A 21,393-nucleotide genomic window follows, 5' to 3' on the forward strand; every position below is an offset into this window, starting at 1 on the left:
TTGAGTGGACGAATTGATTTTGTCCAACAAGGCTGGTCTGGTGCTACCCGAGAGAGGTTTTTCCAAGATTTTCAGGTCTCTAGACAATCCATGGGCGTGACGCTTGAACGGCTATCGACAGTAGCACAGGAACTCATTTTTATCTCAAAAAACTTTACACAAGTGGATGGAGAAAAAGTGGTACTGGATGTACCGGGAAATGGTGTAGCTATTAAAACCAGCGATGAAGGTTGGCTACATAAAATTTTTGAACAAATTGGACAAGCTGAGATCACCAAGGCAGAAGCCCAGATGGAAGCTAGTAAGCTTCAAGGAGAAATTTTATGGGATGATGCGCAAGGAGCAAAAGGAGCCATTCAGGAGGATTTAACCTTGGGGATGATGCCCGACAAAGACCGTGACTATGATCATCCTATGGCAGCTAAAGTAGGCGAAATTCTCGGTCACGTAGCTACGACATTGCAGGGGGCTGGTGAGGTAGTAGCTGGAATAGGTGGAGAAGGATTATCAGTTGCTGTTTCATCTACGGGAGTTGGTAGTATAATCGGAGTACCTGGATTGATTGGCTCAGCAGCTTTAGCAGCACATGGAAGCACCACCGCAGTTAAAAGTGCAAGCGGAATTGGGAAAAGCTCAGCCGAATTGTGGCAAATGGCGAAAGGAGAAGGGAATTCTAAGACCGAAATCTTAAAAAGTAAAGCCAATGATATACGTAAAAACGTAAATAATAATATATTAGATGAAATGGAGTCTAATGGTGGGCATCTGCTTCAAAAGCACGTTGGCAAGACAAAAGAAGAATTAATAAAACGTGCCTCCCAAGAAGGAGTTCCTTCTACAACATTTTCAGATAAAAGTATAGCTCTCAAATCCACGCAAGAGAATATCAGAAGAAACGCAGATAAGATTGCAGAATGGATAGAGAACCCTAATTCTAGAGGATATCTCATAACAAAAGCGGATCACGAGTTTTCTATTGGGCGAGGCGTAGACGTAAAGAATGGAGGAAACTCATCTTCAAAGCATGTAACAAATGACTTGTCAAAGTCCCAACTGTATTTAGTAAAAGATTCCTCTATGCCTACCGGATATAGAATTATTACGGGTTATCCTGTTTTTAAATAAAAGAGGAGAATAATATATGAACCAAGAAGCGAATTATGAAAATTTAAAGTATTTTATAGAGAGTTATTTTAATTGGAGTATGGATTTCGCTGATTTAGAGAACTTAATTGAGGAGTTCAAAAGTAGGGAGTTACCTGCTTATGTTGAAGGTCTGACTCAGGAGATCGAAGAAATAAATGAACTAAAGACTTGGGATAGCATACAAGAATTTGTTTATTTATATGGACAAAGAAATTTGAACATTAAAAAGATCGAGCGCATGATTGAGTTGTTACTGACAAAATTACACGGAGATAAATAAATATGATCTTGTAGAGCGATAGAATAAAAATGCGACAATCAGCTCACTCCTAAAAAGAGGATGAGCTTTTTGTGTGCTTATCCTATCTGAATAAAGGGTTATGGAATATTTGCATACACCATGCTCCACTATCAACCATGGCAAATATTTGTGCTATATTCAAATTACTTGTAAAGCAAATTAGTTGTGGTATGAGAAGGAGAGCTTTTCCTTCTCAGTCATCATAAGAGCTTTAAATAGCATTTCAGATCAAGCAAGAAATAATATCAATCATACATATAACAATTTCATAAAATTGGGCAAACTATAAGGAAGTCAATGAAGACTCCCTATTTTTCATGAATGGAGTGATTTAAGATGCGTGACGAAACCGTTAAGCACAAGCATACAAATAGCCTTATTAGCGAAAGAAGCCCGTACCTCTTACAACATGCCCATAACCCTGTAAACTGGCTTTCATGGAGTCCTGAAGCCTTTACAAAGGCTAAACGAGAGGGAAAACCTGTATTTTTAAGTATAGGCTATAGTTAGCCTTCGGGCTAACATAGGTATAATATAAGAACTTGTCATTGGTGTCATGTAATGGAAAGAGAGTCGTTCGAGGATGAAGAGATTGCGGAGATATTAAACCGGGACTACGTATCCATTAAGGTGGATCGGGAGGAACGTCCGGATGTGGACCATATTTATATGTCCATCTGCCAGACAATGACCGGGCATGGGGGCTGGCCGTTGACGATTCTGATGACGCCGGATCAGAAGCCTTTTTTTGCGGGTACGTATTTGCCCAAGGAGCAAAAGTTTGGCCGTATCGGTCTGTTGGAGCTGCTGGACAAGGTGGGAACCCGGTGGAAAGAACAGCCCGAAGAGCTGGTGGAGCTGAGTGAACAGGTGCTGACAGAGCACGAGCGGCAGGACATGCTTGCAGGATATCGCGGTGAGCTGGACGAACAGAGCTTGAATAAAGCCTTCCATCAATACAGCCACACCTTCGACAAGGAATATGGCGGCTTTGGAGAAGCACCTAAATTTCCTGCTCCGCATAACTTGTCCTTTTTGCTGCGATATGCACAGCATAGCGGAAATCAGCAGGCACTGGAAATGGCAGAGAAGACGCTGGATGCGATGTATCGGGGTGGAATCTACGACCATGTGGGCATGGGATTTTCGCGGTATTCAGTGGATGAGAAGTGGCTGGTGCCGCATTTTGAAAAAATGCTGTATGATAATGCACTGCTTGCCATTGCTTATACAGAGACTTGGCAAGTTACGGGCAAGGGGCTGTATCGGCAGATTGCAGAACAAATTTTTACATATATTGCAAGGGATATGACGGATGTGGGGGGAGCCTTCTATTCGGCGGAAGATGCCGATTCCGAAGGAGAAGAAGGCAGGTTCTACGTCTGGAATGAGGCTGAAATAAGGGCTGTACTGGGTGATCGGGACGCTGCTTTTTTTAACGATTTATACGGGATTACGCCTTATGGTAATTTTGAAGGCCACAACATTCCAAACCTGATTGATATCAATCTGGAAGCCTACGGGCTGAAGCATGACCTGACTAAACAAGAGTTAGAAGATCGGGTACGTGAACTGCGAGACAAGCTGTTTGCAGTCAGGGAAAAGCGGGTTCATCCTCACAAGGATGACAAGATCTTGACCTCGTGGAACGGGCTGATGATCGCTGCATTGGCTAAGGCAGGGCAGGCTTTTGGGGACGTCATCTATACGGAACGGGCACAGAAGGCAGAGTCGTTCCTGTGGAATCACCTGAGACGGGCGAACGGGCGATTGCTGGCGCGTTATCGGGATGGTGATGCGGCTTATCCCGGATATCTGGATGATTATGCTTTTTATGTGTGGGGTTTGATTGAGCTGTATCAGGCGACCTTTGATGTACAATATCTGCAACGGGCGCTGACGCTCAATCAGAATATGATTGATCTGTTTTGGGATGAGGAGCATCATGGTTTGTTCTTTTATGGGAAAGATAGTGAGCAACTCATTGCCAAGCCTAAGGAAATCTACGACGGTGCGATCCCGTCCGGCAACAGCATCGCGGCCCATAATTTGGTGCGGCTGGCACGACTGACGGGTGAAGCCCGATTGGAGGACTATGCAGCAAAGCAGTTCAAGGCTTTTGGGGGTATGGTTTCTTATGATCCGTCAGCATATTCGGCTTTGCTAAGCTCGTTGTTGTACGCGACCGGGACGACGAAGGAAATTGTGGTTGTAGGCCAGCGTGATGACCCACAGACGCTTCAATTCATTCGGGCGATTCAAGCTGGATTCAGGCCGAATACAGTTGTTATTTTAAAGGATGCAGGGCAGCCTGCAATCGCAGACATAGTCCCTTATATCCATGACTATACGCTCATCGATGGTAAGCCGGCTGTGTATATGTGTGAGCATTTTGCCTGTCAGGCACCTGTAACCAGTCTTGACGATCTTAAGGCTTTGCTGGATTGAATAGAATTAAATAAAAACAAACCTGATCCCCTTTGGGGCAAGCATATGGTGATTTTACAAAAATAACCCTATGAATGCCACCTTCAAGGGGATTATTTTATGTTAAGAGGTAGGCATAGTGAATTGAAACTAACATTTTCTTAACATCTATAGCGCATTTTTTTTAATATTTTTTAGGTATATTACATTAAGGAAACGGTTCCAGGGAGCCTTGCTGCATTCAAAACTAAGTACATAGACCTACTCGCTACTATGTTTATAACATTATGTGTACAAGCATTTTAGGGGGAGTTGATAAAGAACGGAAAATGGATTTGTCGAGTGAATATCACTGGTAACACGAAGTGGTTCACCGTATACAAACATTCTTAATGATGAAATGGAGATGTTGATGATGAAGAAGTTTTCGAGAAAATGGCTTGTGGGAGGGAAGCTCGGCAAAAATTTTAAGATGAAGCTGATGGTAGCCTTTATCGCTTTTTTGATCATACCGTCCTTGATTATTGGGGGGTTGTCGTTTATGAGCGCCAGCCAGCAGATTCGAAACCAGATTGAATATAGCGCCGAGCAGGCTATTGTCCGCACTAATTATGTTATTGACAGTGCTGTTTCACCTAAGGTATATGACGCAGAATATTTTGCTGAAAGGCTAAAAGGCAATCGAGTAGAGACGGAGGAAAAGACAGCAGAGCTGGAGGAATTTCTCAAGCAATATATTACACTCCATCCTGAAACAGAATCCATTTATTATGGCACAAAGGAAGGTAAATTTACTACCTATCCGCAGAAGGAATTACCCGATAACTATGATCCTCGTGTTAGATCTTGGTATGAGGAAGCCATGAAGGAACAAGGCAAAACAGTGATCAGCTCGCCCTATCTCTCCGCATCCTCCAAGCAAATGACAGTCACGGTGTCCAAGGCCACGCCGGATGGTTCGGGTGTTATTGGCATTGATCTGAAGATTAGCGGAATTAAACAGACTTTGAACGATATTAAAGTAGGCCATGAGGGTTATGCCATATTGCTGGACAGCAATCGTACTTACATTGTTCATCCGACGAAGGCAACAGGTGCCAAAATTGCAGATACTGAATCACGCATGTATGAGAGCGACGCGGGTGAATACGAGTATCAGTATGAAGGTCAGCCCAAATATATGAATTTTGCGACCAACAAGCTGACAGGCTGGAAGATAGGCGGAACGCTGTATTTATCTGAAGTGGATGAAGCAGCACAGCCGATTTTGATCAGCACTTTGCTTACGATTGCCGGGTGTCTTGTGGTAGGCATAATCATTGTCTATTTCCTGATTCGCTCGATTATCAAGCCTATTATAAAATTGAAAGAACAAGCGGTGAATGTGAGCGCAGGGGACCTGACGCAGGACATTCAAGTAAAGAGTGAGGATGAGATCGGACAACTGGGACTGGCTTTCAGAAATATGCAGGATAACTTGCGATCTGTCATTCAGAACGTAGGGGATAGTGCAGATCATGTCGCCAGATCCTCGAATGAGCTAACGGTAAGCGCAGAACAAACCAGTGCTGCAAGTGAGCAGGTGTCTCAGGCTGTCCAGGAAATTGCCAGCGGAGCGGAAAAGCAGACTACAGGCCTGGAAAATAATTCGGTGTCGCTGAATGAAATTGCACAAGGGGTTACACAAATCGCGGAACGCTCAGTTTCGGTAGCGGATTTGGCCAGACGATCCTCATTGCAAGCAGAGGAAGGACGAAAGTCCGTTGAGCAGACGGGAGAACAGATGGATTCCATTCACCAGTCGGTAGAGCGATCTAACCGGATGATTCAAACGTTGCAAGCCCGGTCTCAGGAAATCGGCGAAATTACGAAGGTTATCGGCGATATATCCAACCAGACGAACCTGCTGGCCCTGAATGCAGCCATTGAGGCGGCCAGAGCAGGTGATCATGGCAAGGGCTTTGCGATCGTTGCTGATGAGGTGCGCAAGTTGGCAGAGCAATCGCAGGCGTCTGCTACACAGATTGCCACATTGATTACTGAAATTCAACATGAAACGCAAGCTACGGTGCAGACGATGAACCAAGTTACGACTGAGGTACAGGATGGGCTGCAGATTTCCAAGGAGACTATTGTCAAGCTGGGACAAGCGATGGAGGGCATTCGAGAGACAACACCTCAGGTGGAGGAAGTCGCCGGGATTGCACAACAGATATCAGCCAGTGTGCAGGAGATTACAGCGACAGCCAACGAGCTGGCGACGATTGCAACCGGTAATGCCGCTACGTCAGAGGAAGTCGCCGCTTCCTCGCAGGAGCAACTGGCTTCCATGGAGGAAATCTCGGCTTCTGCTCAGTTGCTATCCACAATGGCTGCTGAGTTGAAGTCGATGATCAGTCGTTTCAAATATTAATACGAACTTGAACCGTATGGAATCTATAGGGCAATGAATGCTCGGGACAGTTCTTTAAGCCTTATGGCATAAGGAATCTGTCCTGAGTTTTTTATATGTTCAATATAGCTTACAAAGTAGGGGAGATTACAGGAGGGAGAACACTTGGTTCGCGACTTGGTGCTGTATGCTATCGTGCTATTATTAATGGTTTTGATTTCTCTGCTCATCCGGCAAAAGATCATACAACGTTTATTGGATCAAAATCGAGATCTTCTAAGTCTGCTTCGGGTTCAACCTGGCTTTACCTTCAAGCTGGAGAAAAGCGGCGACGAATTTTATTACAGGCTGCTTGAAGGAGGCTTGCTGGAGCGGATGGGTCTGGATCTGCAAGTCAGCTACAATCGAAGGGAGCATGTAGAGCGGCTCGGGGACATTTTTAAGCTTTCCTCTGAAACGCTGGATCAGCTTGGTGAATACTACAAACAGGCATGGTTCGGTGACCGGACGGTATTTGAGTTGAAGCTTTGGGAATACTCGGCTTTAATTATATTACATCCGATCAGGGAGGACGGGATCACCAAGTATGTCATCGGTCATGCAATGGATATAACGGAGTATAAAGCTTCAGAGCAGAAAAGAATGGAGATGGACGAGGCTAACCATGCCAAAAGCGTTTTTATGGCTCACCTGAGTCACGAAATTCGCACACCGCTGAGTGGGATCATGGGTCTGTCGAAGCTGTTGAACAAGACAGAACTGACGGCTGTTCAAAAAGACTACCTTCACAAGCTCCTCGCCTCATCACGGACCCTGTCGTCCATGCTCAATAACGTACTGGACTTCTCCAAAATGGAAGCAGGCAGTCTGGAATTGGAAAGGATTGAATTTGAGCCGGAAACAATGCTTCGGCACCTTGCAGATACAGTAGGTACTTTACTGGAGCACAAAAAAGTAGAGGTTGTTTTTATAACGGCTCCCAATATACCCAAAAGCGTTAAAGGTGATTCATTCCGAATGGAGCAGGTGCTTTTAAACCTTCTGGCCAATGCCGTCAAGTTCACGGATCAGGGGCATGTATTACTACAGGTAAAAATGCTGAGCCAGCAGAACGGACGGGTAGCGTTGTCCTTTATGGTGGAGGATACAGGCATAGGTATTTCCGAGGAGTGTGTGGACAAGCTGTTTATCCCTTTTACCCAAGCGAAACCATCAACCAGCCGCCGCTATGGGGGATCGGGGCTGGGGTTGGCCATTAGCAAGCATTTGGCTGAAGCGATGGATGGAAATATAGAGGTGGAAAGCCGATTGGGAGAATATAGTCGATTTTACTTCAATGTCGAGCTGGATATCGGGGAATTACATCAGGAAGGTACGCGGATAGAAAACCAAATAAACGGCAAAGCCTTGATTGTTGTGCGGCACGAGCTGTTGAGATATAGCCTGAACGAATTACTGCAAGGCACAGGCCTAGAAACGCGCACCGTTTCATCCTTTCAGGAATGTGTGAAGGCTTTTGAAAAGGGTGAACCATTTGATTGGGTTATAGTCGATATGAGTATGGATGGTTTCAAAGAACTGGAGGCAAGGAGATCATGGTTACAATTGCTGGATATACAGATGACTCGGGTGATTGGACTTACAACCGTGTTCCAGATGGAAAGGTTAGCGACAGGGGAAGAAAATAGCTGGCTGGATGCCTTTTTGTCCAAGCCCGTGACTCGGAACGCTCTGCTGGAGGTTATCGACTGGGGGCTGGAAAAAGAAAAGGCAGTGTCAGTACAAAAATATCAAATTCTCATAGCGGAAGACAATGAGATTAATCAGGTGGTGATTACCGAGTTCCTGGCAGAGCGCGGTTTTGAAGTAACCATGGTTGCAGACGGAAGAGAGCTGTTAGAGTCACTGGAGCTGCGTCCTTGGGATATGGTAATGCTTGATCTGCATATGCCGGAGATGGATGGCTTTGAAACGGCCAGACATATTCGCAGAAAGAAAGCTTTTAACAGACTGCCCATTATCGCCTTTACAGCCGATGCCGGACAGCATGAGCAGGAGATTTGCCTTCGTTCAGGCATTAATGCGGTGCTGCTCAAGCCTGTCCATGAACTGAATGCTGTAAGAATGTTAAACAGCTGGATTCATTTAGCGTGGCTGCAAGAATTACAAGGCGTTCACGCGGAACAGGCGATAGCTGGAATGGATGGAAAGGTATATATTTTTCAATTCGCTCTTTACAAATGGATTCAGGAATATCAGCATTTCGACAAAAGAATAACGAGGAAAATGGACAACCGGCAGTTATCTGCCGCTCTCCGGTTAATCCACTCGCTTAAGGGAGGAGCAGGGAACCTGTGCGCGTCCGAGCTGCTGGCAAAAGCCATCGTACTGGAAAAGCGATTGAAGCGTAGCTATGAAACCTCAGCGGGGGAGCTGTATCCAGAATGGCGAGAGCAATTGAAGTTGGTTCAAAAAAAGATTAACGAAATCAAGTCATCGGTTCCCTGGAACTGATCGTGCTACTGCATAAATTTATAACCAATTCCCCATATAGTCCTGATCAGTTTTGGCTTTTTAGGGTCTTGTTCGATTTTTCTGCGCAAATGGTTGATATGTACGTCTACAGCCCTCTCATTAATAAAGGAGTCTGTGCCACGGAGGGCTTGAATCAAGGCATATCGGCTGAATACAATTCCCCGGTTCAAATAAAAAAGCTTCATAATCTCAAATTCCGAAAATGTCATCTCCACAATCTGCCCATTAACGGTAATCATTCTTCGCGCCAGATCCAGAACAATGTCTGTTTCAGATTCGGCTTCAGGCGTAAGGCCTTTTCCCTGTAATCGTGTAATTTCAATACGTCGGAAAAGAGCCTCGATTCGTGCCTTTAGCTCCTGCATACTAAAAGGCTTGCAAATATAATCGTCTGCTCCCAATGTAAGTGTACGAATGCGCTCTGAGATGTTGTTTTCTGAAGAAATCACGATGATTGGCACATCCGTATGCCTGCGTATCAGTGGGCAGGGATTTATGCCGTCCAGGTCTGGAAGCAACAGATCCAGCAAGATAATATCAGGCTGTACGATATCAAGCTGAGTAATCCCCTTAGTCGCTTGTGTCACTCTGGTCACGTTATAACCCTCACCTGTCAAATACAAGGAAAGTGTGTCGCCAAGCATATTATCATCTTCAATAATTAAAACATTAGACATGTTGATGTTTCCTTATCTGTTTTTAAATTTGGCACGTTCTTTCTGATAGAGTAAACTCCTTTGGTCAGTCTGTCAAAAGATCAGGTAGATTGCGGCAAATCTATGAACAAAAAACTCGGATTTATATCTATTTGATATGGAAATGCACTATTTTTGAGGTTTAAAACCATAATACGACAATTTTCGAACTGTTTTAACAATAAACAGCAAGGTTTTGTCATTCTATTACAAAAAATTAACAAATCACACCAGAAACATGCATTGACTTCAAAAATAATCATGGTATTTTATTACATAGGAGTGACATCTACTGATAAGCCCCTTAGAAAACCCCACCCCATATCTGCTGAATGTAATCTACTCTCAGACATGCTATTCTATATATCATTTTTTCGTACTCTAATCATTTTCGTGATCGTATTCTAGCATTCTTTGGTGTGGCAGCCCCATTGTGATTCAGATTGTCGCTTCATTTTAGATTACATATTTACATTTTTTTGCTTTCCATGCTTGTATTTATCCAAATCAGGTCAGCGGGAGGACGAGAAATCAATGAACACATTCGAAGCGCTGGAGTCCAATGTAAGATCCTATTGCAGAAGCTTTCCGGTTGTTTTCAACAAAGCCAAAAACGATGTGCTGTACACAGAGGCAGGAGAGGGATATATTGACTTTTTTGCCGGGGCAGGGGCCTTGAACTACGGGCATAACAATGATTTTATGAAAAGTCGGATTCTGGATTATTTAACCTCCGATCGGATCATGCACGGTCTGGACATGTATACGACGGCCAAGCAAGAGTTTATAGAATCCTTTTCCGAGCATATTCTCCAGCCTAAGGGCTTAAATTATAAGCTGCAATTTTGCGGACCAACGGGAACCAATGCGGTGGAGGCAGCACTGAAGCTTGCACGCAAGGTCAAAAAAAGAAATGGGATTTTTGCTTTTATGGGTGCGTTCCACGGCATGTCGTTAGGCAGTCTGTCTGTTACCAGTAACAACTCCATGCGAGAAAGCGCCGGTATATCCCTGAATAACGTCACTTTTATTCCTTTTAACAGTACGTTTAATGGAATGGATACCATTTTATATATGGAACAGCTTTTAACGGATACCCATTCCGGGGTAGAAAAGCCAGCTGCCATCATTCTGGAAACGGTACAGGCCGAGGGCGGTATTAACATTGCAGATAACGAATGGCTGCGTGATTTGCGGCAGTTGTGCGATGACCATGATATTTTGCTGATTGTTGACGATATACAGGTCGGCTGTGGCCGGGTTGGCTCGTTTTTCTCGTTTGAACGGGCGGGGATCGTTCCTGATATGGTTATCTTGTCTAAATCGATCAGCGGATACGGACTGCCGATGTCTCTTTTGCTGCTCAAGCCGGAATTGGATATATGGAGTCCTGGTGAGCACAATGGAACCTTCCGCGGAAATCAGCTTGCCTTTGTCGCTGCCAAGGCAGCACTGGAGTTTAGGGATATGGTAGGGCTGGAAGCAGAGGTGAAGGAAAAAGAGGCATTTGTGCAGCAATTTTTGCGTGAGCATATTCAAACCGTCGACCCGCTCATTGCAATTCGCGGTTTGGGTCTGATCTGGGGAATTGATGTGTCTCATCTGGGAGAAGCGTTCGCCAAGGAGGTAGCTACTCTCTGCTTTAAAAATGGCCTTATCATTGAACGGGCTGGACGTAACGATACTGTCATTAAAATTATGCCTGCGTTAACAATAAGTTTGGAAAATTTGCGAAAAGGCTGCAACATTATTAAAGAAAGTATGGTTCAGGTGTCCAGTACTTTAGTCACTTTATAAATTTTTGTAAACCTTTGTAAAGCGATTAGTAAATCCCCTTGGCTGGAGCTGCCATCTGCTATGAAGCAGAAGACAGCTGCCGTCCAAGGGGATTTTAGCGTAAAACTTAAGAAATAACCGTTTGTACGTATTTTTGTGCAGATTGCTCCAACTGCTCATCGGTCAGTCCTGCGGCATCATATTGTACGAAATAAGGCAGCAACTTGGTGCCAACCATATGACCTGTAGCTTCCAGAGGTCTCAACAACTCTTCAATCGTATATCTATTCCGTCCGTCATGTTGATAATTTTCCTCAACACTGGCAGCAGACAAGGCGATTAACAGCTCTTTGCCCTGCAGCTTGTCGCCTTCACTTCCATAAGCCCAACCGTAAGTTAGAACCTTATCCTGCCATTTTTTCAGCAGGGAAGGAGTGCTGTACCAGTACAAAGGGAATTGCAGAACGATGCGGTCATGCTGCTCTAGCAGTTCCTGCTCCTGAGCGACGTTAATTTGCTCATCCGGGTATACTTCATACAAGTTGTGAATCGTCACGCCGGATTGCTGCTTGAGCTCTTGTACCCATCTTTTGTTAATGCGAGACTCCGCAAGATTAGGGTGAACGACAATTACGAGTGTCGACATGATGAAAAGCATCTCCTTTAAACTGATTTTTTGTAAGTAAATTACCAATATATATATGTGTAACTATTTTAGTTTCAATTAATAAGATTGTCAACTCCTTAAATTTTTAAACAAACGCTACATAAAAAAACTCCGGCAAGCTCATGCCGGAGTCTCATCAAATGAAGTATTTTTTACATTAAGCGATATGGTCAAGCTCAGCAACAATCCTATTTTTTCCAGAACGCTTGGCTTGATACAAATAGTCATCCGCTCCCTGGAAGAATGTATCTTTGTTCATTTCTTCCGAATAGCTTTTTAATCCGATGCTTACGGTCACGGAAACGCTTTGCATTTTCTCGGCAAAGGTCATCTGCTCCACTTCATGACGGATGCACTCGACAATCTGATAAGCTTCCTCAAAAGTATGCTCGAACATCAGAATAGCAAATTCCTCACCGCCATACCGGGCTGGAATGTCATTGGCTGTAATCTGTTCTGTAATGATTTGCGAGATGCTTTCCAAAATTTTATCTCCAAACTGGTGTCCGTAAGTGTCATTAATTTTCTTGAAATTGTCAATATCTACTACCGCTAAGTGGATAATAGCACCTTGCTTGGCATATTCAAGTGCTTTCTCATAAAAAGTTTGGAACGATAAATGATTGTATAGCTTTGTCAGTCCATCGGTCATTGACATTTTGCTTATAATCGCGTTACTGATCATCAACTCCTGCTGAGCGTGTTGTGTTTTATGCAAATCCACTAGCAGATCACGACCGCTGGCCTGAATGATGAGTGCAATAAAGGTAGACATCATCAAAAATGTTGGAATGGCTACGATGTCAAAGTCCGACAAGTAGCTACGAAAAGAACTATCAATAGCCAGTAATAGAAAAAAGACTACAATTTGCAAGACAAAGGAAAGCCATATCAGGCGACGATTGAAAAACAGGATAGATGAGAAGATGGGCAGCAGGCACAATGCCGTAATAATCCGGATATCATAGTTTAAACGAATAATCATCCAGCAAATAACCGTACTCGCCATAAACAGGATTGAAAAAGAAAACCGCTTGCATTTATGATGAGCCAGCTCTGCAAGTAAGTTGGAACCGCACATGATTAGCGTGGGAACAATAAGGGTTCCAATGTAAAATTCATAAGGTGTAGCACAGTAGTCGAGAAATAGATAGCTTCCAAGCTGAACGATAAAATGTACTGCTATGATCATCCAGTAAAGCAATAGCATTTTACGTACCCAGCGACTTTGTTTTGTAATGTAATCCATTGTTTGAGTATCCTGTTTTGTTTTGTTCATGATGTCACCACACTTAATGTATCTTTAGCCATTCTCGTATTATAAGATACTATCTGATGAAGTTGAAGCTAATTTTTTGCAGAGCCACGCACTTGTCAGCCCATCAACACCTTTACCTGATGGATAGCACCATCACCTGCAACAGGCAGAAGAGTGTCTGTAAGGGCAGTGTTGTCCACAGTAATTGCAGCTACACCCTTGGATACATGCTGGGGATTCATGATCTGAATCACGTAGGTATCGCCGCGGAAGACGCGGGTGACTGTATACCCATCCCAGGCCTTAGGAATGCACGGATCAATGCGCAGTCCATCCCATTCCGGCTGAATACCAAGAATCGATTGGGTGATGGCTATAAAGTTCCAGGCCGCTGTGCCAGTCAGCCAGGAATTTTTGGCTTCTCCTTCACGAACGGCATCCTTGCCTGCAATCATTTGCGCGTATACATACGGCTCCGTACGATGAATGTCGCTGATGTCCTCCAGATAGGCTGGGGCAATTTTGCTATATAGCTCAAAAGCACGATCTCCACGCCCGATTACAGCCTCTGCCATCATGATCCACGGGTTGTTGTGACAGAAAATCCCGGCATTTTCCTTGTATCCTGGCGGGTAAGAAGAGATTTCACCCAGATTGATGTAGTAGCGAGAATAAGGCGGATTTTGCAGTACAATGCCATAGGGTGTTTCCAGTCGATCACGTGTGGAATCGAGAGCTTTTTGAGCCAGACCTTCCTCGACGCCAATTCCTGCCATGACACAGAAGCCCTGAGGTTCAATGAAAATTTGGCCTTCCTCACATTCCTTGCTGCCTATTTTTTCTCCGTAGTGGTCGTAAGCACGTAAGAACCATTCTCCGTCAAAACCATGCTTCAAAGTGGATGCCCGCATACGATCCACATGTGCTTGAGCTGCAGTTGCTTCGCTATCCAATCCTCTGCGCTTGCAAAGTTCAACAAAATCCGGTCCTGTATATACAAATAGTCCGGCGATGAACACCGACTCGGCTACGCGGCCCTCCAAATTTTGTGTGGTCTGATAGGATTCATCCGGTGTATTTGAAAAACAGTTAAGATTCAGACAATCGTTCCAGTCAGCCCGACCAATGAGCGGAAGACCATGTGGACCGAGATTGCCTACAACATGGTAAAAAGAACGCTTCAAATGCTCAAACAGCGTAGCCGTGTGGTCTGCATTCCCGTCAAAAGGTACGTGTTCGTCCAGTATGCCGAAGTCTCCAGTTTCTTTGATGTACGCTGCGGTACCGACAATAAGCCATAGCGGATCGTCGTTAAAGCCACCGCCAATCTCGTGATTTCCTTTTTTGGTTAGTGGCTGATACTGGTGGTAAGCTCCGCCGTTTTCAAATTGAGTAGAGGCGATGTCGATAATCCGTTCTCGTGCACGCTCCGGTATTTGGTGAACGAAGCCGAGCAAATCCTGATTCGAATCCCGGAAGCCCATACCACGTCCGATACCGGATTCGAAGTACGAAGCGGAACGTGACATATTGAACGTGACCATACATTGATACGGGTTCCATATATTCACCATTCGGTTCAGTTTATCATCGTGGCTTTGAATGATGTACTTGGACAGGAGATTATTCCAGTAGGCTCGCAGCTCGCCCAAGGCATGTTCTACATCGGATGCATTCGCAAATTGTGCAATCATGGCCTGGGCCTGTTTTTTGTTAATGACGCCGGGGGACTCCCATTTTTCATCCTCCGGATTTTCCACATAACCGAGTACGAAGTTACAACTTGTTTCCTCGCCCGGCTCCAGCATGACCTCAATACAGTGCGATCCTATGGGAGACCAGCCGCTGGCAATAGAGTTGGAAGCCTGCCCTGCAATGACTGTCTGAGGCTGATCCAGACCGTTATAGAGCCCCAGAAAAGCTTCACGGTCTGTATCGAAGCCCGCCAGCGGACAATTTGCAGAGAAAAAAGCATAGTGATTGCGGCGTTCGCGGTATTCCGTTTTATGATAAATGACAGAATTTTGTACTTCGACCTCGCCTGTGCTTAAATTACGCTGAAAGTTGATCATATCATCATAGGCGTTCCACAGGCAAAATTCCACAAAAGAAAAGAGCTTGATCCTTTTGGTCTGTGATGAGGTGTTCTGAAGCTTGACCTGATGTACTTCACCATCAAAAGATAGCGGCACAAAAGCCAGCTGGGTAGCCCGAATACCGTTTCGTTCCCCCATAATGGAGGTATAACCAAGTCCATGGCGACATTCATACTGATCCAGCTTTCGTTTGACCGGCATCCAGCCCGGAGTCCAATAATCCCCGTCATCATAAATATAAAAATAGCGCCCGCCGTTATCGACAGGGATATTGTTGTACCGATACCTTGTCAAGCGACGTAAGCGGGCATCCCGATAAAATGCATAGCCGCCGCCGGTATTGGAGATCAGTCCAAAAAATCGTTCGTTGCCTAAATAATTAATCCAGGGATAGGGGGTTTGAGGGGTGTGGATGACATATTCCTGATTGGAATCATCAAAGAAACCGTACTTCATGGCACAGAACTCCTCTCGAATTGAAAAATAAGACCCAACACTTGATTATATTCAAACATAAAGCTGTTCTTCCCTAAGGAAGATATTTCCTGCCTAAAACAGAAGGTACTTGATTTCCCTGACCATTTTTCTTGAATTTGCAAAATATTTGAAATGGGTAAATATCCCTTTTTATGCTAAAATGAAAAAGTTAGGATTCAGCAAGGCGGGAGGTTACAAAATGGTACCAATTACATTGTTTTTCATTCCATATGCAGGTGGATCGGCGTCCGTCAGCTTTAAATGGAAAAAGCTGTTGCTTCCACAGATTAAGCTTGTTCCACTGGAACTGGCGGGCAGAGGGATTCGTTCCGGAGAAACGCTAAAGGATAGTATCGAGGAGATGAGCGATGATCTACTGCATAAGATCGGGCAAGAGATAGCTCCCGGTGATCCTTATGCCATATACGGTCATAGCATGGGGACGATGATTGCATTCGAGTTGTACTACAAGCTGGTGGCTGGCGGATACGGCGAGCCTGCTCATCTGTTTGTTTCCGGTGGACGAGCACCGCATGTCCCAAGAAATTTACCGTGGTCACATGATCTGCCGGCAGACAAGTTCAGGACAGATTTGCAGCGGTATGGTCAGCTTTCCGAGGCAATTTTTTACAATCAAGAATTATACGACTATTTCATGCCGGTGCTGAGAGCGGATTTCAAAGCCGTCGAGACGTATAAATACACGGCCAAGCCCGAGCCTTTACACTGTCCAATTACCGCTTTGACAGGACTGGCTGATCATACGATGACCTTGCAGGAGGTAGAGGCGTGGGTGCAGCATACGGATCAGGAATTTCGTATGTTCACCTTTGACGGAGGGCACTTTTTTATTCAAGATGAAATGGAACGAATTACACATATCATCAATGAGAATTTGGAACGCAGCGCAGTGATAAACAGATTACAACATTAAAAAGAAGAGGTGATTGTAGTGACTGTAGGTGTATTGGCACATTTATTTGGCAAGCTGCCATATCGCGAGCTGGCTGCGAAGGTAGGAGCAGCGGGCTTTACCCATGTTCAGCTGGCTCCGTGGAGAGCGATCAGTGATGTGGATTTTAACAAGCCGGGTAAGTTGAGCCCAGGATTGGCATTGTCTATCGCAGAGGAGTTTCGCAAGTATGGAGTATCCATATCGGTGCTCGGGTGCTATTTGCATTTTTTTGTACAGGATGAGCAATTGTTGCGTGAAAATGTAGAGCGCTTCAAAGAGCTGATCCGATACGCGAGTCTGTTGGGAGCACCCATCGTTGCAGCTGAAGTCGGGCGTAATGAGGATGGCAGCGCATATACGGAACGGGACTGGAGAGTTGTCAAAGAGGTTGTGCGTGAATTGGCAGATGAAGCGGAAAAATGGGGTGTATTCGTAGGATTGGAAGCCGCTAACGATCATTTGGTCGGAACAGCTGCAGAGCTGGCAACCTTGCTGGAGGAAGTACCTTCATCCCAGATTGGTGTGGTCATTGATCCGGGGAATCTGCTAAAAACGGAAAATCTGGCACAGCAGGATGAAATTATTCGCGAAGCTTTCCGACTGCTGGGACCTCGTATTATCGCAGCGCATGCCAAAGACCGTCAGCTATCATCATCAGGTGAGATCGAGACGGTACCACCGGGATTTGGTGACATGAACTATGGCCTCTACATGGAACTGCTGGAGCAGTATAAGCCGGGGGTTCACATCATTATGGAAGCAGCGCAGGAGCATCAAATGGCCGAATCCAAACGCTATATCGAAGGCCATCGGTTAGCGGCTCAGAAAGTGCAGGAAGTACAGACGAAGTAATTATTTCCTTTATATTACAAAAATTATTAAGAGACTTGGAAGCGTCTACTTTTCCAAGTCTCTTGTGTTGGGCAGGGCTTAGCCTTGTACAACCGCCACGATGACAAGCACCCAGCTTGCTAAAAAAGCGAGCCCGCCAAACGGGGTGATCGCTCCAAGCTTTTTGATACCGGACAAGCTAAGCACATACAGGCTACCCGAGAACAAAAGGATTCCCGCGAACATAACCCAGCCTGCGGCTAGGACCAGGGAAGTATGAACAAGACTCCCTGCAATCGCTCCAAGCAGAAGCAGACCCAGTCCGTGAGCGATCTGATATTGAATGCCCGTCTGGAATATGCTCATCATGTCTGCGGAAAGTCTCTTTTTCAAAGCATGAGCCCCGAAGGCTCCGAGAGCTACTGCTAAAAACATCATAATACAGCCGAGAATCAGCAATGTTTGCAAACTTCATTTCCTCCCTTCTGTGAAATACTACATATTTCGATTGATTTCGTCAATTTTCATTACTATTATCCAAAAGATATTAATTTTTTCAACTCTCATTTGATGGCGTTTGTGGTATATTTTTTCCACAGGGCCAATGAGAAGCTTTTGAATGATCGGCAGCGTGTCCTCTACTTTTTTATACAGGAAAGTGTGGTGATATGCTGTTTTTTTGTGCTGTCGTTTTTTTTGAAACAAAGTTTTTTGTAAAGTCAAGACCTATTTTTGGAGAGGATGGATGTAGTAGTGATACGCAAGAAATCGGCATTTAGGAAGTCTTTCACAATGGTCATGTCGGCCGTTTTGGTGCTTCCGCTAACTATGGGCTTTGCTCAAGCCAGCCCTGCCGGGGCATCGGCCGTAAAATCGGTCACAGCTTCGGCAGTCTCGTCAGAGGCGACACGTTTTCTTCAAATGTACAAGCAGTTGAAGGATCCGGCTAGTGGTTATTTTTCAAAGGAAGGGATTCCTTATCATTCAGTTGAAACGCTGATTAGTGAAGCCCCGGATTATGGTCACCTTACGACCTCGGAAGCGTACAGCTACTGGATGTGGCTCGAAGTGCTATATGGCCATTACACCGGAGACTGGAGCAACCTGGAATCCGCTTGGGATAACATGGAGAAATATATTATCCCTGGTAAAGAAGCTCAGCCTACGATGAGCAACTACAATCCGAACAGCCCTGCCACCTATGCAGCGGAGTATTCACAGCCAGATGTGTATCCGAGCCGTCTGACCGGTCAATATGCCGGTGGTAAAGACCCGCTGGATTCAGAGCTGAAATCGACTTATGGTAACAATCAAACTTACCTGATGCACTGGCTGCTGGATGTGGACAACTGGTATGGCTTTGGCAATCTGTTGAATCCGTCGCATACCGCTGCTTATATTAATACGTTCCAGCGCGGTGGACAGGAATCGGTTTGGGAAGCCATCCCGCATCCGTCGCAAGACAATCAGAAGTTCGGCAAGCCTAACCAAGGCTTCATGAGCCTTTTCACCAAGGAAGATCAAAATCCTGCTCCACAATGGCGTTATACGAATGCCACCGATGCGGATGCTCGTGCGGTTCAGGCAATGTATTGGGCTAAAGAGCTGGGTTATGACAACGAAGTATATTTGAATAAAGCAAAGAAAATGGGCGATTACTTGCGCTACGGAATGTACGATAAGTACTTCCAAAAAATCGGTAGTGGTGCTAACGGAAACCCAACATCCGGTTCCGGCAAAGATGCAAGCCATTACCTGATGGCATGGTATACATCATGGGGCGGCGGCCTCGGCCAAGGCGGCAACTGGGCTTGGCGGATCGGCGCAAGCCATGCGCACCAAGGCTATCAAAACGTGGTAGCGGCATACGCATTATCCGACAAGGATGGCGGTTTGGTTCCAAAATCGCCAACTGCAGGACAGGATTGGGGCACCTCGCTGCAACGCCAGCTGGAGTTCTACACTTGGCTGCAATCCGATGAGGGAGCAATTGCAGGCGGAGCGACGAACAGCTGGGATGGTTCCTATAAAGCATATCCTGCTGGCACAAGCACTTTCTATGACATGGCTTTTGAATCAGCTCCTGTATATCATGATCCGCCGTCCAACAACTGGTTCGGCATGCAGGCTTGGCCAATGGAGCGTGTTGCGGAGCTGTATTACATTTTAGCGAAAAAAGGCGACACCTCTTCCGATCAGTTCAAGATGGCCAAACAAGCTACGGAAAAATGGGTTAAATGGTCCAAGGACTATGCATTCGCTAATGAACGCCCTGTGACTGACGCACAAGGCTACTATCTGGATGCACAAGGCAAACGTATTATGGGCGGCAAAAATGTAAAAGTTGCCACTAAAGAAGCCAAAGGCGAATTCTGGCTGCCAGGCAACCTCGAATGGACCGGACAGCCGGATAAATGGAGCGGCTTTGCAAACCATAAAGGCAACAGCGGTCTGCATGTAGTAACCAAAAATCCGGGACAAGATATCGGGGTATTGGGTAGCTATGTGAAGGCACTCACTTTCTATGCTGCCGGAACCAAGGCTGAAAACGGAGACTACACCGAAATGGGTAAAGAAGCGAAGGATCTGTCCAAATCCTTGCTGGATACCGCATGGAACTATAATGACGGCGTGGGTATTACAACGAAGGAAGCACATGAAGACTACTCTCGCTACTTTACCAAGGAGACCTACATTCCGAATGGCTGGAGCGGTAAAACAGGACAAGGCAACACCATTCCTGGCAAAGATGCAGTACCTTCCGATTCTTCCAAGGGCGGCAACGGTACGTATTCCAGCTATGCAGATATCCGTCCTAACATTGTGAAGGACCCTATGTGGTCCTACGTCAAGGATAAATATGAAAACTCATTTAATAAAGAAACGAAGAAATGGGAAAACGGCGCGCCTGAATTCACTTATCACCGCTTCTGGTCCCAAGTTGATATGGCAACAGCTTACGCTGAATATGATCGACTGATTAATGGCGGCGGAACTGCTGAACCAACGGCTCCTAAGGTTCCGAAGAATCTGAAGGCAACTGGTGGCGATGCTGAAGTTACACTGAATTGGAGCAAAATGTTTGGCGCAGAGAGCTACACACTCAAACGTTCCACTACAAGCGGCGGACCTTATGAGGCGGTAGCAACTGTGACAGATGTCACTTACAAGGATACAAATGTAGTGAATGATACAACCTATTATTATGTTGCCAGTGCAACAAGTTCCTTGGGTACCAGCGAGGATTCCCAAGAAGTTAGCATCACACCAACTGCAGCACCTGTACCAGCTACAGGAGATTTGGTGGCAATGTACCGTGTGGGTGATACCAATGCAGGTGACAATCACATTCGTTCAAGCTTCCGTATTGTAAACAAGGGCGAGGAAGCTGTCGATTTGCAAAATGTCAAGCTGCGGTATTATTACACGATCGACGGCGATAAAGCACAGGAATTCCATTGTGACTATGCACAGATGGGCAACGGCAACGTCAAGGCTCAGTTTGTGAAGCTGGACACCCCTGTGGCCGGTGCGGATTATTACATGGAAGTCTCCTTTGGCCCCGGCGCTGGGATTCTGGCACCAGGACAGGATACTGGAGAGATCCAAACGCGTGTAAACAAATCGGATTGGAGCAATTATAACGAAAGTGACGATTTCTCTTATGATCCAACCAAATCGTCTTATACAGAATGGGAGAAAGCGCCTCTGTATGTCAATGACAAGCTCGTATGGGGCTTGCAGCCTTAATAGTGGTATTATCGTTCTGTGAAGAGTGGCCTACTTTTTTTCATCACAGAGCTGTAAAAACGAAAACCAGCAAGTCTCCGACCCTCC

Annotated in this window: 13 protein-coding genes and 1 pseudogene; 9 read left to right on the forward strand and 5 right to left on the reverse strand. The window is 45.4% G+C overall.

The genetic code is table 11. The features are described 5' to 3' along the window. The 5 genes and pseudogenes from KQI_RS26500 to KQI_RS0100905 all read left to right on the forward strand — a co-directional run. Positions 1–1,125 (forward strand): RNase A-like domain-containing protein (locus tag KQI_RS26500; protein WP_050543697.1); only part of this gene is annotated, 1,125 nt, incomplete at its 5' end. A 16-nt stretch (positions 1,126–1,141) separates the two neighbouring features. Further along, positions 1,142–1,426 carry a contact-dependent growth inhibition system immunity protein gene (locus KQI_RS0100890; RefSeq protein ID WP_010344778.1) on the forward strand — a complete coding sequence of 95 codons (285 nt, stop codon included), beginning with the start codon at positions 1,142–1,144 and terminating at the stop codon, positions 1,424–1,426. 357 nt (positions 1,427–1,783) lie between these two features. Beyond that, positions 1,784–3,895 (forward strand): annotated as a pseudogene (locus KQI_RS0100895) (thioredoxin domain-containing protein). Between the two features lie 394 nt (positions 3,896–4,289). After that, positions 4,290–6,287, forward strand: coding sequence for a methyl-accepting chemotaxis protein (locus KQI_RS0100900; RefSeq protein ID WP_010344781.1), 1,998 nt, complete (start codon positions 4,290–4,292; stop codon positions 6,285–6,287). A 144-nt stretch (positions 6,288–6,431) separates the two neighbouring features. Beyond that, entirely contained in the window at positions 6,432–8,780 is a 2,349-nt protein-coding gene (locus KQI_RS0100905) for a response regulator (RefSeq protein ID WP_010344782.1), read from the forward strand. Positions 8,781–8,785: 5 nt separating this feature from the next. On the opposite strand, the gene KQI_RS0100910 is transcribed toward KQI_RS0100905, so the two are convergent. Beyond that, complete coding sequence (locus KQI_RS0100910) at positions 8,786–9,478, reverse strand: response regulator transcription factor (RefSeq protein WP_010344783.1); 693 nt, start codon at positions 9,476–9,478, stop codon at positions 8,786–8,788. A gap of 552 nt (positions 9,479–10,030) precedes the next feature. On the opposite strand from KQI_RS0100910, the gene ectB reads away from it, so the two are divergent. After that, positions 10,031–11,293, forward strand: coding sequence for a diaminobutyrate--2-oxoglutarate transaminase (ectB, locus tag KQI_RS0100915; RefSeq protein WP_010344784.1), 1,263 nt, complete (start codon positions 10,031–10,033; stop codon positions 11,291–11,293). 106 nt (positions 11,294–11,399) lie between these two features. Here ectB and KQI_RS0100920 read toward each other — a convergent pair whose 3' ends face one another. The 3 genes from KQI_RS0100920 to KQI_RS0100930 form a co-directional block, all read right to left on the reverse strand. Further along, a complete protein-coding gene (locus KQI_RS0100920; RefSeq protein ID WP_010344785.1) occupies positions 11,400–11,918 on the reverse strand; it encodes an NAD(P)H-dependent oxidoreductase in 519 nt (172 codons plus the stop codon). 178 nt (positions 11,919–12,096) lie between these two features. Beyond that, positions 12,097–13,218: a GGDEF domain-containing protein gene (locus KQI_RS0100925; RefSeq protein WP_010344786.1), complete on the reverse strand. Its 1,122-nt coding sequence runs from the start codon at positions 13,216–13,218 to the stop codon at positions 12,097–12,099. 95 nt (positions 13,219–13,313) lie between these two features. Continuing rightward, positions 13,314–15,749, reverse strand: a complete 2,436-nt coding sequence (locus tag KQI_RS0100930; RefSeq protein WP_010344787.1) for a glycoside hydrolase family 94 protein — start codon at positions 15,747–15,749, stop codon at positions 13,314–13,316. A 220-nt stretch (positions 15,750–15,969) separates the two neighbouring features. Between KQI_RS0100930 and KQI_RS0100935 the strand changes: the two genes are divergently transcribed. Together KQI_RS0100935 and KQI_RS0100940 are read left to right on the forward strand one after the other, a co-directional pair. Then, the gene (locus tag KQI_RS0100935) at positions 15,970–16,704 is read left to right on the forward strand and encodes a thioesterase II family protein (RefSeq protein WP_029389969.1); all 735 of its coding nucleotides are present in this window, start codon (positions 15,970–15,972) and stop codon (positions 16,702–16,704) included. An 18-nt stretch (positions 16,705–16,722) separates the two neighbouring features. After that, complete coding sequence (locus tag KQI_RS0100940; protein ID WP_010344790.1) at positions 16,723–17,577, forward strand: sugar phosphate isomerase/epimerase family protein; 855 nt, start codon at positions 16,723–16,725, stop codon at positions 17,575–17,577. Between the two features lie 78 nt (positions 17,578–17,655). On the opposite strand, the gene KQI_RS0100945 is transcribed toward KQI_RS0100940, so the two are convergent. Continuing rightward, on the reverse strand, positions 17,656–18,024 hold the full coding sequence (locus KQI_RS0100945) for a DUF423 domain-containing protein (RefSeq protein ID WP_010344791.1): 369 nt from the start codon (positions 18,022–18,024) through the stop codon (positions 17,656–17,658). A 324-nt stretch (positions 18,025–18,348) separates the two neighbouring features. Here KQI_RS0100945 and KQI_RS0100950 point away from each other — a divergent pair, with 324 nt between their 5' ends. After that, complete coding sequence (locus KQI_RS0100950) at positions 18,349–21,306, forward strand: glycoside hydrolase family 48 protein (protein ID WP_010344793.1); 2,958 nt, start codon at positions 18,349–18,351, stop codon at positions 21,304–21,306. Positions 21,307–21,393 lie beyond the last annotated feature (87 nt).

Origin of the sequence: Paenibacillus peoriae KCTC 3763, from assembly GCF_000236805.1 — a bacterium.
Classification (GTDB): domain Bacteria; phylum Bacillota; class Bacilli; order Paenibacillales; family Paenibacillaceae; genus Paenibacillus; species Paenibacillus peoriae.

What these genes read in the sequence shown, in the direction of transcription:
- KQI_RS0100920 (WP_010344785.1), bottom strand. Translation starts at nt 11,918, where the DNA reads ATGTCGACACTCGTAATTGTCGTTCACCCTAATCTTGCGGAGTCTCGC.
- KQI_RS0100910 (WP_010344783.1), bottom strand. Translation starts at nt 9,478, where the DNA reads ATGTCTAATGTTTTAATTATTGAAGATGATAATATGCTTGGCGACACA.
- KQI_RS0100950 (WP_010344793.1), top strand. Translation starts at nt 18,349, where the DNA reads ATGGTCATGTCGGCCGTTTTGGTGCTTCCGCTAACTATGGGCTTTGCT.
- KQI_RS0100930 (WP_010344787.1), bottom strand. Translation starts at nt 15,749, where the DNA reads ATGAAGTACGGTTTCTTTGATGATTCCAATCAGGAATATGTCATCCAC.
- KQI_RS0100925 (WP_010344786.1), bottom strand. Translation starts at nt 13,218, where the DNA reads ATGAACAAAACAAAACAGGATACTCAAACAATGGATTACATTACAAAA.
- KQI_RS0100900 (WP_010344781.1), top strand. Translation starts at nt 4,290, where the DNA reads ATGAAGAAGTTTTCGAGAAAATGGCTTGTGGGAGGGAAGCTCGGCAAA.
- KQI_RS0100890 (WP_010344778.1), top strand. Translation starts at nt 1,142, where the DNA reads ATGAACCAAGAAGCGAATTATGAAAATTTAAAGTATTTTATAGAGAGT.
- ectB (WP_010344784.1), top strand. Translation starts at nt 10,031, where the DNA reads ATGAACACATTCGAAGCGCTGGAGTCCAATGTAAGATCCTATTGCAGA.
- KQI_RS0100935 (WP_029389969.1), top strand. Translation starts at nt 15,970, where the DNA reads ATGGTACCAATTACATTGTTTTTCATTCCATATGCAGGTGGATCGGCG.